The following is a 13,110-nucleotide window of genomic DNA, read 5'->3' as shown; positions in this document are numbered from 1 at the left end:
GTCAATCGTTGATACCAAAAGGGCTAGGCGTCTCTTGGTAGTCCTTTCTCTACTATACGTATCAGTCTGTGCTTTTTGGTGGAGATTTTGCTGTTACTTTTTTGCACACAGCTATTTTTCTGCGTAGAGCTATCTTCTTGCACACTGCTAGCGTTGGGTAACTGCTGTAGTTGTTTATTCAAAGCCCACTCAATATGCACATCAAGCATTTCGTTTTTGCCTTGATGAGACTCCAGGGTTTCAATAATGCGTTGTTGAAATGGTGCATTGCCCATCGCAACAAAGATATTGCGTAACCACTGGGTGTGGCCGATACGTCTGATTGCTGAGCCTTCCATTTTCTTTAGGAAGGTTGCTTCGTCCCAACTTGAAAGTGAAACCAGATCGGCTTCTTGGAAATCTTCTCTGCGGTGAAAGTCTGTTTGCTCTGTGAGTTCGGCATGACGATTCCACGGGCAAACTAACTGACAATCATCGCAACCGTAGATACGGTTACCAATGGCATCTCTATACTCTTCAGGGATCACACCATCATATTCAATGGTTAAGTACGAAATACATTTGCGCGCATCAACCACGCCATCAGCAATAATGGCACCCGTTGGGCAAGAAGTGATACATGCGGTGCATTTGCCGCACTCATCAACACTGGGTTCATCCGTGGGAAGAGGGATGTTAACTAACAGCTCCCCTAGAAAGAACCAAGAGCCAGCGTCTTTATCAAGAATTAATGAGTGTTTACCTGTCCAGCCCAACCCTGCTTTTTGAGCGAGTGGTCTTTCCAAAATGGGCGCTGAATCGACGAAAGGGCGTGAGTCTAAACCCTCGACCTCTTTTTCAATTCTTTGTCCTAGCTTTTTCAACTGGTTACGGAACAATTTGTGATAGTCGCGGCCTAAAGAATAGCGGCTGATGTAGCCTTGAGTGGTATCGCTTAGGTTAGAGGCGAACTGAGCTTCTGGTGGTAGGTAGTTCATTCGAGCGCTGATCACTCGAATTGTGCCTGGGTGAAGTTCATCAGGACGTGCACGCATCATCCCATGTCGAGCCATCCAATCCATTTCGCCGTGGTTGCCAGCATCTAGCCATGCTTGAAGAGGGGCTTCGTGTTCACTTAAATCAACATCGCAGATGCCAACTTTTTGAAAGCCCAGCTCTTTTCCCCAGATTTTAATTTTTTCAGCAAGATGGTCTAGATTCATGGCTTATTTCTTATTTTCTCTGTTTTACAATTAGAGATAAGGCTAATTAAAATTAGGTTCGGCAAAAATGGGGGCGGATCTTAACGGATCTTAGTGGTGTTGACCAGAACAGACGCGTTTTGATCAGTATTTTTCATAGAACTTACACTTGAGTGCTTGTCTCCCAAAAGCATCACGGTTTACTATTCTTGTTCTTTTGATTTTTATATAGTCAACGATCGATTTTTAGAGAACGTATTCATGAGCACGAAACAATTTACTTTGAAAGATGAACAAGCAACGATTCAATTAGGAACGGAGCTTTCTAATCTTTGCTCACAGCAGACGACTATTTATCTGCATGGTGATCTTGGCGCAGGTAAAACGACTTTCAGTCGTGGCTTTGTAAAAGCACTTGGCCATCAAGGAAATGTAAAAAGCCCAACGTATACTCTAGTTGAACCTTATCAACTTGCAGATTGGCAGGTGTACCACTTTGACCTTTATCGCCTAGCAGATCCTGAAGAGTTAGAGTTTATGGGAATTCGTGACTATTTTACGCCGGATGCTATCTGTTTGGTTGAGTGGCCTGAGAAAGGTTATGGGATGCTACCAGAAGCCGATTTGGATATTGATATTCGTTACCAAGACGATCACCGTGTTGTTTCTTTAACCGCTAATAGTGAATACGGACAGCGCTTACTTAGTCAGTTGGAGTTATGTTGATTTCTAAACGCCTTATTTCAACAGTGGCCATGATGGCTGCTGTTTTTTCTATACTGTTTTCTTCACTTGTTTCTGCAAACTCACTGAAAAGTTTAAGGGTTTGGCCTTCTCCAGAAGAAACTCGTGTGGTTATCGACTTAAAATCAGAAGCGGACTTTAGCTATTTCACCCTGAGTAGCCCGAGTCGCTTAGTGGTTGATTTAAAAAATACCAGTCTTGCGACTAAGTTACCGGTCGAGGTGAAAGACAGCCCTGTTCTATCTAAGATTCGTAAGAGCTCACCGCCAGACAAAAACACCTATCGCTTGGTTTTTGAGTTAAAGAAGTCGTCTAAAGCTGAATTATTCAAACTGAGCCCGACTCCAGGTGGTCAGTATGGACACCGTTTGGTGATCGACTTACCTCATGGTGCGGCAAGTAAAGCGACATCGACACCGAGTAAGCCAACGGTAAGTAAGAACATTAATCAGGTTAAGCGCCAGAAAGATATTCTAATTGTGATTGATCCTGGCCACGGTGGTGAAGACCCAGGTTCGATTGGTCCTACGCGTAAATACGAAAAAGACGCGACTCTGAGTATTTCTAAGAAGTTAGCAGCTCAACTGAATGCGGTCCCGGGGATCAAAACTCGTATGACTCGTAATGCTGATTACTTTGTGAACCTGAATCGACGTGTTGCGATTGCTCGAGAGAATGAAGCTCACCTGTTGATCTCTATTCACGCCGACGCCTTTACGACGCCTCAACCAAGAGGTGGTTCGGTATTTGTGTTGAATACTCGACGTGCTAACACCGAGATCTCACGCTGGATTGAGAATAAAGAGAAACAGTCTGAATTGCTTGGTGGTAGCGGTGCAGCGTTCACAAGCAATATTGATGATAAGAACGTAAACCAAACCCTGCTTGATTTGCAGTTTAGCCACTCTCAAAAAGAGGGCTACAAACTGGCAACGGCAATTCTGTCTGAAATGGGTAAGGTTGCGAAACTGCACAATAGCAAGCCGATTAACACCAGCTTAGCAGTATTACGTTCACCACAGATCCCATCAGTACTGGTAGAGACAGGTTTTATTTCGAATCCGACGGAAGAGAAGCTTCTTTTCCAACGTTCGCACCAAGATAAATTGGCACGAGCAGTGACTAAAGCGGTGGTTAAGTATTTGAAGGCTAACCCGCCTGAAGGGATTATTTTGTCTAACGCAACGTCATCAACGGGCAGCGTGAGCCTACATAAAGTCTCTCGTGGCGAGTATTTGTCTGTGATTGCGAGCAAATATGGTACGTCGACACAGACGTTGATGAAGTTCAACAATCTGAAATCGAGCAGCCTAGCAATTGGCCAAGTACTTAAGATTCCAGGCAGTGCTTCAACTTCATCATCAAGCAGTGCGGTTAAAACGAAGACCATCACTCACACGGTTAAGTCTGGAGAGTACCTAGGTAAGATCGCCAGCCGCTATAAAGTGTCGGTGGCTGATATTAAACGTGAGAACCGTTTGAAATCAGAGACGGTGAGAGTAGGCCAAAAGTTACGTATTACGGTTGAAGTTAAAGATGTTCCTCTGCGCAAACACAAAGTTGCAAGAGGTGATTACCTTGGCAAGATAGCTTCGAAATACGGCGTGAGCGTCAACAGCATTCGCCAAGCGAATAAGCTAAGATCTGACAGTCTAGCTATCGGCCAAGTGTTGATTATTCCTCACAAGTAGTCTTGGGAATGCTAAACAGCTTCAGGTATATCAATGATAAAAAATAAGAACTAGTGCAAACGTAGCAGCGTTTCCATCAATGGCAGTAAGGTAGCTATAAATATGACGATCAAAATACTGCCAGCTCGGTTAGCTAACCAAATCGCAGCGGGTGAGGTGGTAGAAAGACCCGCTTCTGTTGTAAAAGAGTTGGTTGAGAACAGTTTGGATTCGGGTGCCACTCGTATCGATATTGATATCGAGAAAGGTGGCGCCAAGATGATCCGCGTTCGTGACAATGGTAAAGGCATCGTAAAAGATGAGCTTGCCTTGGCACTGAGTCGTCATGCTACCTCCAAAATCCACACTCTTGATGACCTAGAGGCGATCGTCAGCCTCGGTTTCCGTGGTGAAGCGCTGGCGAGTATTAGCTCGGTTGCGCGCTTAACCATGACGTCACGCCCTGCCACTCAAGATCAAGCTTGGGCAGCACACAGTGAAGGCCGTGATATGCAGGTGAAACTGCAGCCTGCGGCGCATCCTATTGGCACTTCGGTTGAGGTGTTGGACCTGTTCTTTAATACGCCAGCACGCCGCAAATTCTTACGCACCGAGAAAACTGAATTCACCCATATTGATGAGTTGCTTAAACGCATCGCATTGAGTCGTTTTGATGTGACGATCAACCTTCGTCATAACGGCAAGATGATTCGTCAGTACCGCGCTGCAAAAACACAAGTTCAAGCAGAAAAGCGAATCGCTGCGGTATGTGGCAATCCTTTTGTTCGTCATATGCTTAAGATCGAACTTGAGCATCAAGGCCTAAAACTTCATGGCTGGATCACCACGCCAGAAGGAGCAAGACAACAAAGCGACCTGCAATACTGCTATGTGAATGGTCGTATGATGCGTGACAAGCTGATCAATCATGCGATTCGTCAAAGCTACGAAACCAGCCTGCGTCCAGACCAATTCGCGACGTATGTGTTGTTCATTGAACTCGACCCACATCAGGTGGACGTGAATGTCCACCCTGCAAAACATGAAGTGCGTTTTCATCAAGCGCGCCTTGTGCATGACTTTATTTACCAAGCATTGAGCGATGGTTTAGCGCAGAGCAAGCAGATCGATGCTGCACCTATCAATCAGTCTGCTTTCCACCAATCGGAAGCGTCGAATTATCAACAAGATGGTTCGATGTCTGACATTGGTAATAGTACGGGGTTCGCTGAGCCAGCAAACAGGACACCGACTAACTCGGATGATGCACAGGTCTCAGATAGGGAGCGACATGCTATTGAGCAAACACCAGCCTACCCGAGAAAAGCCGAATCTGAGCAGGTTCATGACAAGCCTCAACACAACGTTAATGATGGCGGGCGACATTATGTTTCATCAATTAGCCCAAGCTCATCAACCAGTCCAAGTTCATTAGCTGGCCGAAGCTCGTCTGCTAGTGAAAGCAACTTTACAGGCTCTCCTCGCCAAGAGTGGATTGAGTCTCGACCTGAACCTAAAAAAGAGAAAGAGCCACACCAACATCATGGTGAACCCGCGCCATCTAAGCGAGAAGTGAAAGCCTATAAAGAGCTTCTGAAAACGCCAGATTTTGATGAGCAAGTTGTACAGCCTTCACTTTCTCAAGAGCATGTGGCACCAGTAGAAACCAGAGACAACTTAGAAAATAAAGAAAATAAAGAAGCTAAGCCTGCTCAACAGAATCCCGTTAACTTGAAGCCAAGAGCACCTGTAACGGACTTGGGCAAAGCCGTCTCGATTGTGGAACGTCAGTATCTGGTGATGGGTAATAAGAACGGCAGTGTGTTGGTTTCTTTGGCTAAGGCTGAATTGTTGCGTGTTGTTGGTCAGCTTGATACTCGAGGGGGGGCGTTAAAAAGCCAACCACTATTGGTGCCCTTATCGATTAAGCTTGGCAGTGAGCTTGTCGAAGTTGCGAAGGCGTTGAGCCAAACACTGGCATTACTGGGGATTGAGCTTAAGGCGCGAAACAGTGAGGCGGTAATGGTGATGGGCGTACCTTCTCCTTTAAGGCAGCAAAACTTACAAATTCTGATCCCAGATCTGTTATCTTACGCGGCTTCATTAAATGCTCAGATTGTCGATAATCACTCGGCTAATGTTTCCAGTGACCTGTTGCCATCATTGGTTAACTGGATCGGGATTCAAACCGCACAAGTAAAAAGCGACTACACTTTATCTGAAGCGGTTCAACTAGTTGGGGAACTTGAACAACTTTGGCATGGTCTACTTCCATTAGATGATCCTGAGTTTGTTAATCCTATCGACTTTTCAGCGACTATAGCCGCGTTTACGGTTTAATTTTTTCGCGACGACATTTGTCTTTTTAGCTGAATACGTCGCGACACAAAGCCCTTTGCTAAAAAGCGCTAAAACAGAGAAGCAAATACAAAATATCATGACTGAAAAATTACCTTTAGCGTTGTTTTTAATGGGCCCAACGGCGTCAGGAAAAACAGATTTAGCTATCCGCTTACGTCAGAAATACCCAGTAGAGATCATCAGCGTCGATTCGGCACTTATCTACAAAGACATGGATATCGGCACCGCTAAACCGGATGCGCAAGAGCTTGCACTTGCACCTCATCGCTTGATTGATATTTTGGATCCAAGCGAAGCATATTCTGCGGCAGATTTTCGTCGTGATGCGATCAATGAAATGAATAAGATTGTAGCGGAAGGCAAAATTCCGCTACTTGTTGGTGGCACAATGCTTTACTACAAAGCATTGTTGGAAGGTTTATCGCCATTACCCGCAGCGGATCAAGAGATTCGTAAGCAGATTGAAGCTGAATCTATCGAACAAGGTTGGCAGGCATTGCACGATCAATTAAGAGAGATAGATCCCGTATCCGCTGAAAGAATACACCCAAATGATCCACAAAGGCTTTCAAGGGCATTGGAAGTTTACCGAATTTCGGGTAAAACATTAACAGAGCTAACTCAAACGAAAGGCGATAGCCTGCCATTTCGTGTAAAACAATTTGCAATAGCTCCCAAGGAAAGGAAAGAACTCCATCGCCGCATTGAGCTGCGTTTCGAGAAGATGATAGAAGCAGGATTTGAAGAGGAAATGAAGGCGTTGCACGCCAGAGAAGATCTTCATCCTGAACTGCCATCGATCCGATGCGTTGGTTATAGGCAGATGTGGGATTATTTAGACGGTAATTGTGATTTAGACGAAGCGGTTTTCCGTGGTGTTTGTGCAACCCGTCAGTTGGCCAAGCGACAAATCACCTGGTTGCGCAGTTGGGATGATTTAACTTGGTTAGATAGCGAAAACATTGATCAAGCGTTAGAAACTCTTTCAGATGCAATAGCATCTGATTAGTATTGCTGTGTATAATGTGATCGCTTTTGCGTGAATATACTCTGGAAAGGATCCGTTATTGAGGCTTTTAAAAAATCACAGCCTTTCAATAACAACGGAGTTTTTTTATTCATTTAGCTCAGATGCAAAGGCCGCACCTTTTTGTGCACCACTAGCTAAATAATTACAACAAAATACAAATAAGGAAAATAAAATGGCTAAGGGGCAATCGCTACAAGACCCATTCCTAAATGCACTCCGTCGTGAGCGCATTCCAGTCTCTATCTATCTTGTCAACGGCATTAAGCTGCAAGGTCAGATCGAGTCTTTCGATCAATTCGTGATCTTATTGAAGAACACAGTAAACCAAATGGTTTACAAGCATGCCATTTCTACTGTGGTACCTGCACGCGCAGTTAGTCACCACAGCGGCGAGCAACGCACGCCATCTGATCGTCCAGAGAAGACTGAAGATTAATCGTTCAATTGATACAGCTTACGCTGTAATAAGGAGTTGGTTGCTTGTTTGACCGTTATGAATCCGGCGAGCGAGCCGTACTTGTTCATATCAACTTCACGCAAGAGGGAGAGTGGGAAGACCTAAGTGAATGTGAAATGCTGGTCTCCTCAGCGGGGGTAGAAACGCTACAAGTGATTACTGGTAGCCGACAATCCCCACTCCCTAAATACTACGTTGGAGAAGGTAAAGCCCTAGAAATCGCACAAGCTGTTCAGCTAACCGGTGCTGAAATTGTGATTTTTAACCACTCCCTATCTCCTGCCCAAGAGCGAAACCTCGAGCAATTGTGTAAATGTCGTGTGATTGATCGCACGGGTTTGATCTTAGATATCTTTGCACAACGTGCGCGAACTCATGAAGGTAAGCTACAAGTTGAGCTCGCTCAACTTCGTCATATCTCTACCCGATTGATTCGTGGTTGGACTCACCTTGAAAGGCAGAAAGGTGGTATTGGTCTTCGTGGTCCAGGTGAAACTCAACTGGAAACCGACCGACGTTTGTTGCGTGACCGTATAAAGGCAATACTGCGTCGTTTAGCGAAAGTCGCTAAGCAGCGTGAACAAGGACGACGTGCTCGTAATCGAGCTGAAATCCCAACAATTTCTTTGGTTGGTTATACCAACGCAGGGAAATCAACACTTTTCAATCGCATCACAAGTGCGGGTGTTTATGCGGCAGACCAACTGTTTGCAACCTTAGACCCAACACTACGTAAGATTGATTTGGCAGATGTCGGGCCTGCAATTCTCGCAGATACCGTAGGTTTTATCCGTCATCTACCACACGACTTGGTCGCTGCGTTCAAGGCAACATTACAAGAGACGCAGGAAGCTGACATTTTGTTACATGTTGTTGATGCCAGTGATGACCGTTTTCGTGAGAACATTCAGGCTGTTCATGAAGTATTAGAAGAAATCGATGCTCATGAAGTGCCAACCCTTGTAGTCATGAACAAAATTGACTGCATGGAAGACCAAAAACCTCGAATTGAAAGAGACGAAGAGGGCGCACCTCGCGCTGTTTGGGTTTCTGCAATGGAAGGAGAAGGTATTGAACTGCTGTTTGAAGCTTTAACTGAGCGTTTAGCTAGCCAGATGGTTCAATTCCGGTTGTGTATTCCACATCAACATCAGGGCCGTATTCGCAGCTTATTCTTCGAGATGAAATGTATTCAACAGGAAGAGTATGATGAAAATGGTAACTTGTTGATAGATATCCGAATGCAACAAATAGATTGGTCTAAACTTGAAAAAAGAGAAGGGGCGCTCTTAGGTGACTTTATCGTTACCAAAGAGACTGCTACAGTATAACGTCATATCAAATGATGGAGCTTTCTAATGGCGTGGAATGAGCCTGGAAATAACAACAACGGCGATAATAACGGCCGCGATAATGACCCTTGGGGTAATAAAAATAATCGCGGCGGCCGAGATCAAGGACCGCCAGATCTAGACGAAGTATTTAATAAACTAAGTCAAAAGTTAGGTGGCAAGTTTGGTAAAAAGGGTGGCAACGGTAACGGGCCATCTATTGGTGGTGGCGGTGCAATTGGCTTTGGTGTCATTGCCGTTATTGCTATTGCTATCTGGTTCTTCGCTGGTTTCTACACCGTTGGCGAAGCAGAAAGAGCAGTAGTACTTCGACTGGGTCAGTTCGACCGTATCGAAGAACCTGGTCTTAACTGGCACCCACGCTTCATCGATGAAATCAGTGATGAGCAACTAGTAAACGTTCAAGCGATTCGTTCTCTACGTGCTGCTGGCACGATGCTAACGAAAGATGAAAACGTTGTGACCGTTGAAATGGGTGTTCAATACCGTGTTTCTGACCCATACAAGTACTTGTATCGTGTAACGAATGCAGACGACAGTTTACGCCAAGCAACCGATTCCGCGCTTCGTGCGGTAATTGGTGACTCACTAATGGATAGTATCCTGACAAGTGGTCGTCAGCAGATTCGTCAAAGCACTCAAGAAACGTTGAACCGTATTATTGATAGCTACGATATGGGTATTCTGATTGTTGATGTGAACTTCCAGTCAGCACGTCCACCTGAGCAAGTGAAAGATGCATTTGATGATGCTATCGCGGCTCGTGAGGATGAAGAGCGTTTCGAGCGTGAAGCTGAAGCTTACCGAAATGACATTCTTCCAAAAGCAACAGGTCGTGCTGAGCGTTTGAAGAAAGAAGCGGTGGGTTACTCAGAGCGCACAGTTAATGGTGCTCTAGGTCAAGTTGCTCAATTCGAGAAACTGCTACCTGAATACCAAGCTGCTCCTGAAGTAACACGTAACCGTATGTACCTAGATACAATGGAAAAAGTGTACTCAAGCACATCGAAAGTCCTGATTGATTCTGAATCAAGCGGTAACTTGCTATACCTACCAATTGATAAGCTAGGCGCACAAGGTGGTTCTCAGTCGGGCTCTCGCCCTGCAAAAGCATCATCAACTTACGATCAAATTGAGTTAGAAACTCAAGCGGATCCAAAGCCTAGCACTCAAACTCGTTCAGACAGTTCACGCCAAGGGAGATACTAATAATGCGTAAATTAATGATCCCTGTATTAGTTGTGACGATTGCCCTTCTATTGATGTCAGTGTTTGTGATTCAAGAAGGTGAGCGTGGCATGGTAATTCGTTTTGGTCGAGTTCTCGATGACAACGGCGTATCACGAATCTATGAACCAGGTCTGCACTTTAAACTACCGATGTTTGATCGCGTAAAAGTACTTGATGCTCGTATTCAAACGATGGATGGCCGTTCTGACCGTTTCGTAACATCAGAGAAAAAAGACGTTCTAATTGATACTTACGCAAAATGGCGTATTGCTGATTTTGGACGTTTCTATCTGAGTACCGGTGGCGGTAATATCATGACGGCAGAAGCACTTCTTGAGCGTAAAGTGACAGATGTTCTTCGTTCTGAAATTGGTTCTCGTGAAATTAAGCAGATCGTGTCAGGCCCTCGCAACAAGGACATCCTGCCAGACTCTGCTGATAGCGAAGTCGTCACAACGGTAGCGGCTGCAGAAGCACTAGAAGTTGATGGCGAACGCGATAAGATCATGGAAAACGTTTTGTCTGGAACGGCAGAAAGTGCGATGGCTGATTTAGGTGTTGAAGTTGTTGATTTTCGTATGAAGAAGATTAACCTTCCTGACGAAATCAGTGAATCTATCTACCGCCGTATGCGTGCAGAACGTGAATCGGTTGCTCGTAGACACCGTTCTCAAGGTCGTGAGAAAGCGGAAGTTATCCGTGCTCAAGCTGAGCTAGAAGTGGCAACAGTTCTTGCTGAAGCTGACCGTACAGCTCGAATCACTCGTGGTGATGCGGATGCAGAAGCAGCGAAGATCTACTCTGATGCGTTCAGCAAAGATCCTGAGTTCTACGGCTTCATGCGTTCATTGCAAGCTTATGAGACATCATTTAGCGATAAGAGCGACATTCTAGTACTGGATCCGAAGACTGACTTCTTCCAATACATGAATCAAGCAAGCGGCGCTCCAGCAAAATAAGCTGATGCGTTAGCGAATGCTTAGTTCAATAAGCAAAATACGTTAAAACTCAAAAGGCTCCTATTATGGGAGCCTTTTTGTTTTCTATGACCTATTTCAGGACGAGACATGTTTGCGGATTCGCTATTGGGGCGCGAGGGAAGGCGCTTAACAGAGTGGTACTTATAAACAGATTAGTACTTATAGAAACCTAGCGGTAGGTCATGAAAGCGATAACCGCTCCAGCCACCACAAGACAGCCTCCAATGCGGCGCAGTTGCGTGTCTGGTTGCTCGCTCAGTTGCGCGACCATGTTTCTCCAGCCATTGGGTGCAATCAAGGGGCCGAGCCCTTCCACAATAAGTACGAGCCCAATAGCGAGCCAAATTGATTGAGACATGGTTCTGCCTTTTGTCTGTAAAAAAGCAATGATATCAGTATCTTTACACATCTGCCCCCAGTTATGGCTGGTTTATTTTTGTACAGCGTTAACGTTTATGAACAAAAAGTGACTGCAAGAAGTGTGATTCAGTGCTAGAATCCATTTTTAATTAGCAACAGAAATTGGAAAGATGGGAAATAACGTAGTCGTTCTAGGCACCCAATGGGGTGATGAAGGTAAAGGTAAAATCGTTGACCTTTTAACTGAAGATGCAAAATACGTGGTTCGCTACCAAGGCGGTCACAATGCAGGTCACACACTTGTAATTGACGGTGAAAAAACCGTTCTTCACTTAATTCCATCAGGCATCCTACGTAATAACGTTAAATGTGTTATTGGTAACGGTGTAGTATTATCGCCTGACGCACTTCTAAAAGAAATGAAGCCTCTTGAAGATCGCGGTATTCCAGTACGTGAACGTCTTTTCATCTCTGAAGCTTGTCCTCTAATTCTTCCGTACCACATTGCAATCGACAACGCGCGTGAAATCGCTCGTGGCGCTAAAGCTATCGGTACAACGGGTCGTGGTATCGGTCCTGCTTACGAAGATAAAGTTGCTCGTCGCGGTCTACGCGTTGGCGACCTTTTCGATAAAGAAGCATTTGCTGAGAAGCTAAAAGAAGTGATGGAATTCCACAACTTCCAACTAGAGCACTTCTACAAAGCTGAAACAGTAAGCTACGAAGAAGTTCTTGAGCAAGCGATGAGCTACGCAGATATGTTAACTGCGATGGTTATCGACGTAACTGACGAACTAGACGCAGCACGTAAGCGCGGCGACAAGATCATGTTCGAAGGTGCTCAAGGTACGCTACTAGATATCGACCACGGTACTTACCCATACGTAACGTCTTCTAACACGACTGCTGGTGGTGTTGCTGCAGGTTCTGGTTTCGGTCCTCGTCACATCGGTTACATCCTTGGTATTACTAAGGCTTACTGTACTCGTGTTGGTTCAGGTCCATTCCCTACTGAGCTATACGATGGCCTTGAGAAGCAAGACCCAGTTGGTAAACACCTAGGCGATGTTGGTCACGAGTTTGGCGCAACAACTGGTCGTCTACGTCGTACTGGTTGGTTCGATGCTGTTGCTATGCGTCGTGCAATCCAAATCAACTCTCTATCTGGTATGTGTCTAACTAAACTAGACGTTCTAGATGGGCTAGAAGAACTAAAAATCTGTACTGGTTACAAGATGAAAGATGGTTCTATCCTAGAAGTTTCTCCAATGGCTGCTGAGTCATTCGAAGAAGCGACGCCAATCTACGAAACAATGCCTGGTTGGTCTGAAAACACATTTGGTGCTAAATCTATCGACGCGCTTCCACAAGCTGCTCTAGATTACATCAAGCGTATCGAAGACCTAACTGGCGTTCCAATTGATATCGTATCAACTGGCCCAGATCGTAACGAAACTATCATCAAGGTTCACCCATACGGCGCATAATGCCTGCTGAGTGATTACCAGGCACGAACAGTGCTTTGATAATAAAATAGTTTTCTAAAAGCCGACTTTATTAAGTCGGCTTTTTAATACCTGCAATTTAGCCGTTCACTCTTTGATGGTGATCTTTTAAGCGTCATCAGGCAAAATATTGCCCATTAGCGGCAAGTTTTGTCTAAAGCCGTCGGGGTTATTGCCGATACAGATATCATGGAAAGTGAAGTTCACCCTGTTTTGTGCGTGTAGAAATCCTCTGCACCC

General features: G+C 45.1%; 11 protein-coding genes. 9 read left to right on the top strand and 2 right to left on the bottom strand.

The window, feature by feature from the left end; genetic code table 11:
- Positions 1-23: 23 nt before the first annotated feature.
- Positions 24-1,202 (bottom strand): tRNA epoxyqueuosine(34) reductase QueG, encoded by a 1,179-nt coding sequence (gene queG / locus LMH68_RS06645; protein ID WP_017059922.1) that lies wholly within the window; start codon positions 1,200-1,202, stop codon positions 24-26.
- A 240-nt stretch (positions 1,203-1,442) separates the two neighbouring features.
- Between queG and tsaE the strand changes: the two genes are divergently transcribed.
- The 8 genes from tsaE (at position 1,443) to hflC (ending at position 10,984) form a co-directional block, all read left to right on the top strand.
- On the top strand, positions 1,443-1,907 hold the full coding sequence (gene tsaE, locus LMH68_RS06640; protein WP_017059923.1) for a tRNA (adenosine(37)-N6)-threonylcarbamoyltransferase complex ATPase subunit type 1 TsaE: 465 nt from the start codon (positions 1,443-1,445) through the stop codon (positions 1,905-1,907).
- Entirely contained in the window at positions 1,901-3,616 is a 1,716-nt protein-coding gene (locus tag LMH68_RS06635) for an N-acetylmuramoyl-L-alanine amidase (protein WP_229648343.1), read from the top strand. Before tsaE ends, LMH68_RS06635 begins: the two co-directional genes overlap by 7 nt.
- A gap of 102 nt (positions 3,617-3,718) precedes the next feature.
- A complete protein-coding gene (mutL, locus tag LMH68_RS06630) occupies positions 3,719-5,935 on the top strand; it encodes a DNA mismatch repair endonuclease MutL (RefSeq protein ID WP_229648342.1) in 2,217 nt (738 codons plus the stop codon).
- Positions 5,936-6,032: 97 nt separating this feature from the next.
- Positions 6,033-6,965: a tRNA (adenosine(37)-N6)-dimethylallyltransferase MiaA gene (miaA, locus tag LMH68_RS06625; RefSeq protein WP_048661597.1), complete on the top strand. Its 933-nt coding sequence runs from the start codon at positions 6,033-6,035 to the stop codon at positions 6,963-6,965.
- A 193-nt stretch (positions 6,966-7,158) separates the two neighbouring features.
- Positions 7,159-7,422 (top strand): RNA chaperone Hfq, encoded by a 264-nt coding sequence (hfq, locus tag LMH68_RS06620; RefSeq protein ID WP_017059927.1) that lies wholly within the window; start codon positions 7,159-7,161, stop codon positions 7,420-7,422.
- A gap of 44 nt (positions 7,423-7,466) precedes the next feature.
- Positions 7,467-8,774, top strand: a complete 1,308-nt coding sequence (hflX, locus tag LMH68_RS06615; protein ID WP_017059928.1) for a ribosome rescue GTPase HflX — start codon at positions 7,467-7,469, stop codon at positions 8,772-8,774.
- 27 nt (positions 8,775-8,801) lie between these two features.
- Positions 8,802-10,004, top strand: a complete 1,203-nt coding sequence (gene hflK, locus LMH68_RS06610) for an FtsH protease activity modulator HflK (protein WP_017063176.1) — start codon at positions 8,802-8,804, stop codon at positions 10,002-10,004.
- A 2-nt stretch (positions 10,005-10,006) separates the two neighbouring features.
- A complete protein-coding gene (gene hflC / locus LMH68_RS06605) occupies positions 10,007-10,984 on the top strand; it encodes a protease modulator HflC (RefSeq protein ID WP_017059930.1) in 978 nt (325 codons plus the stop codon).
- 190 nt (positions 10,985-11,174) lie between these two features.
- Here hflC and LMH68_RS06600 read toward each other — a convergent pair whose 3' ends face one another.
- Positions 11,175-11,363, bottom strand: a complete 189-nt coding sequence (locus LMH68_RS06600) for a DUF2065 domain-containing protein (RefSeq protein WP_010434105.1) — start codon at positions 11,361-11,363, stop codon at positions 11,175-11,177.
- 172 nt (positions 11,364-11,535) lie between these two features.
- Here LMH68_RS06600 and LMH68_RS06595 point away from each other — a divergent pair, with 172 nt between their 5' ends.
- On the top strand, positions 11,536-12,852 hold the full coding sequence (locus LMH68_RS06595) for an adenylosuccinate synthase (RefSeq protein WP_010434108.1): 1,317 nt from the start codon (positions 11,536-11,538) through the stop codon (positions 12,850-12,852).
- Positions 12,853-13,110 lie beyond the last annotated feature (258 nt).

This window comes from Vibrio sp. F13 (assembly GCF_020806305.2).
Taxonomy (GTDB): domain Bacteria; phylum Pseudomonadota; class Gammaproteobacteria; order Enterobacterales; family Vibrionaceae; genus Vibrio; species Vibrio crassostreae_C.
The sequence above is the reverse complement of the archived record's forward strand: the minus strand, read 5'-3'. Positions and strand labels throughout refer to the sequence as shown.

What these genes read in the sequence shown, in the direction of transcription:
- hfq (WP_017059927.1), top strand. Translation starts at nt 7,159, where the DNA reads ATGGCTAAGGGGCAATCGCTACAAGACCCATTCCTAAATGCACTCCGT.
- LMH68_RS06635 (WP_229648343.1), top strand. Translation starts at nt 1,901, where the DNA reads ATGTTGATTTCTAAACGCCTTATTTCAACAGTGGCCATGATGGCTGCT.
- LMH68_RS06600 (WP_010434105.1), bottom strand. Translation starts at nt 11,363, where the DNA reads ATGTCTCAATCAATTTGGCTCGCTATTGGGCTCGTACTTATTGTGGAA.
- queG (WP_017059922.1), bottom strand. Translation starts at nt 1,202, where the DNA reads ATGAATCTAGACCATCTTGCTGAAAAAATTAAAATCTGGGGAAAAGAG.
- hflK (WP_017063176.1), top strand. Translation starts at nt 8,802, where the DNA reads ATGGCGTGGAATGAGCCTGGAAATAACAACAACGGCGATAATAACGGC.
- miaA (WP_048661597.1), top strand. Translation starts at nt 6,033, where the DNA reads ATGACTGAAAAATTACCTTTAGCGTTGTTTTTAATGGGCCCAACGGCG.
- LMH68_RS06595 (WP_010434108.1), top strand. Translation starts at nt 11,536, where the DNA reads ATGGGAAATAACGTAGTCGTTCTAGGCACCCAATGGGGTGATGAAGGT.
- mutL (WP_229648342.1), top strand. Translation starts at nt 3,719, where the DNA reads ATGACGATCAAAATACTGCCAGCTCGGTTAGCTAACCAAATCGCAGCG.
- tsaE (WP_017059923.1), top strand. Translation starts at nt 1,443, where the DNA reads ATGAGCACGAAACAATTTACTTTGAAAGATGAACAAGCAACGATTCAA.
- hflC (WP_017059930.1), top strand. Translation starts at nt 10,007, where the DNA reads ATGCGTAAATTAATGATCCCTGTATTAGTTGTGACGATTGCCCTTCTA.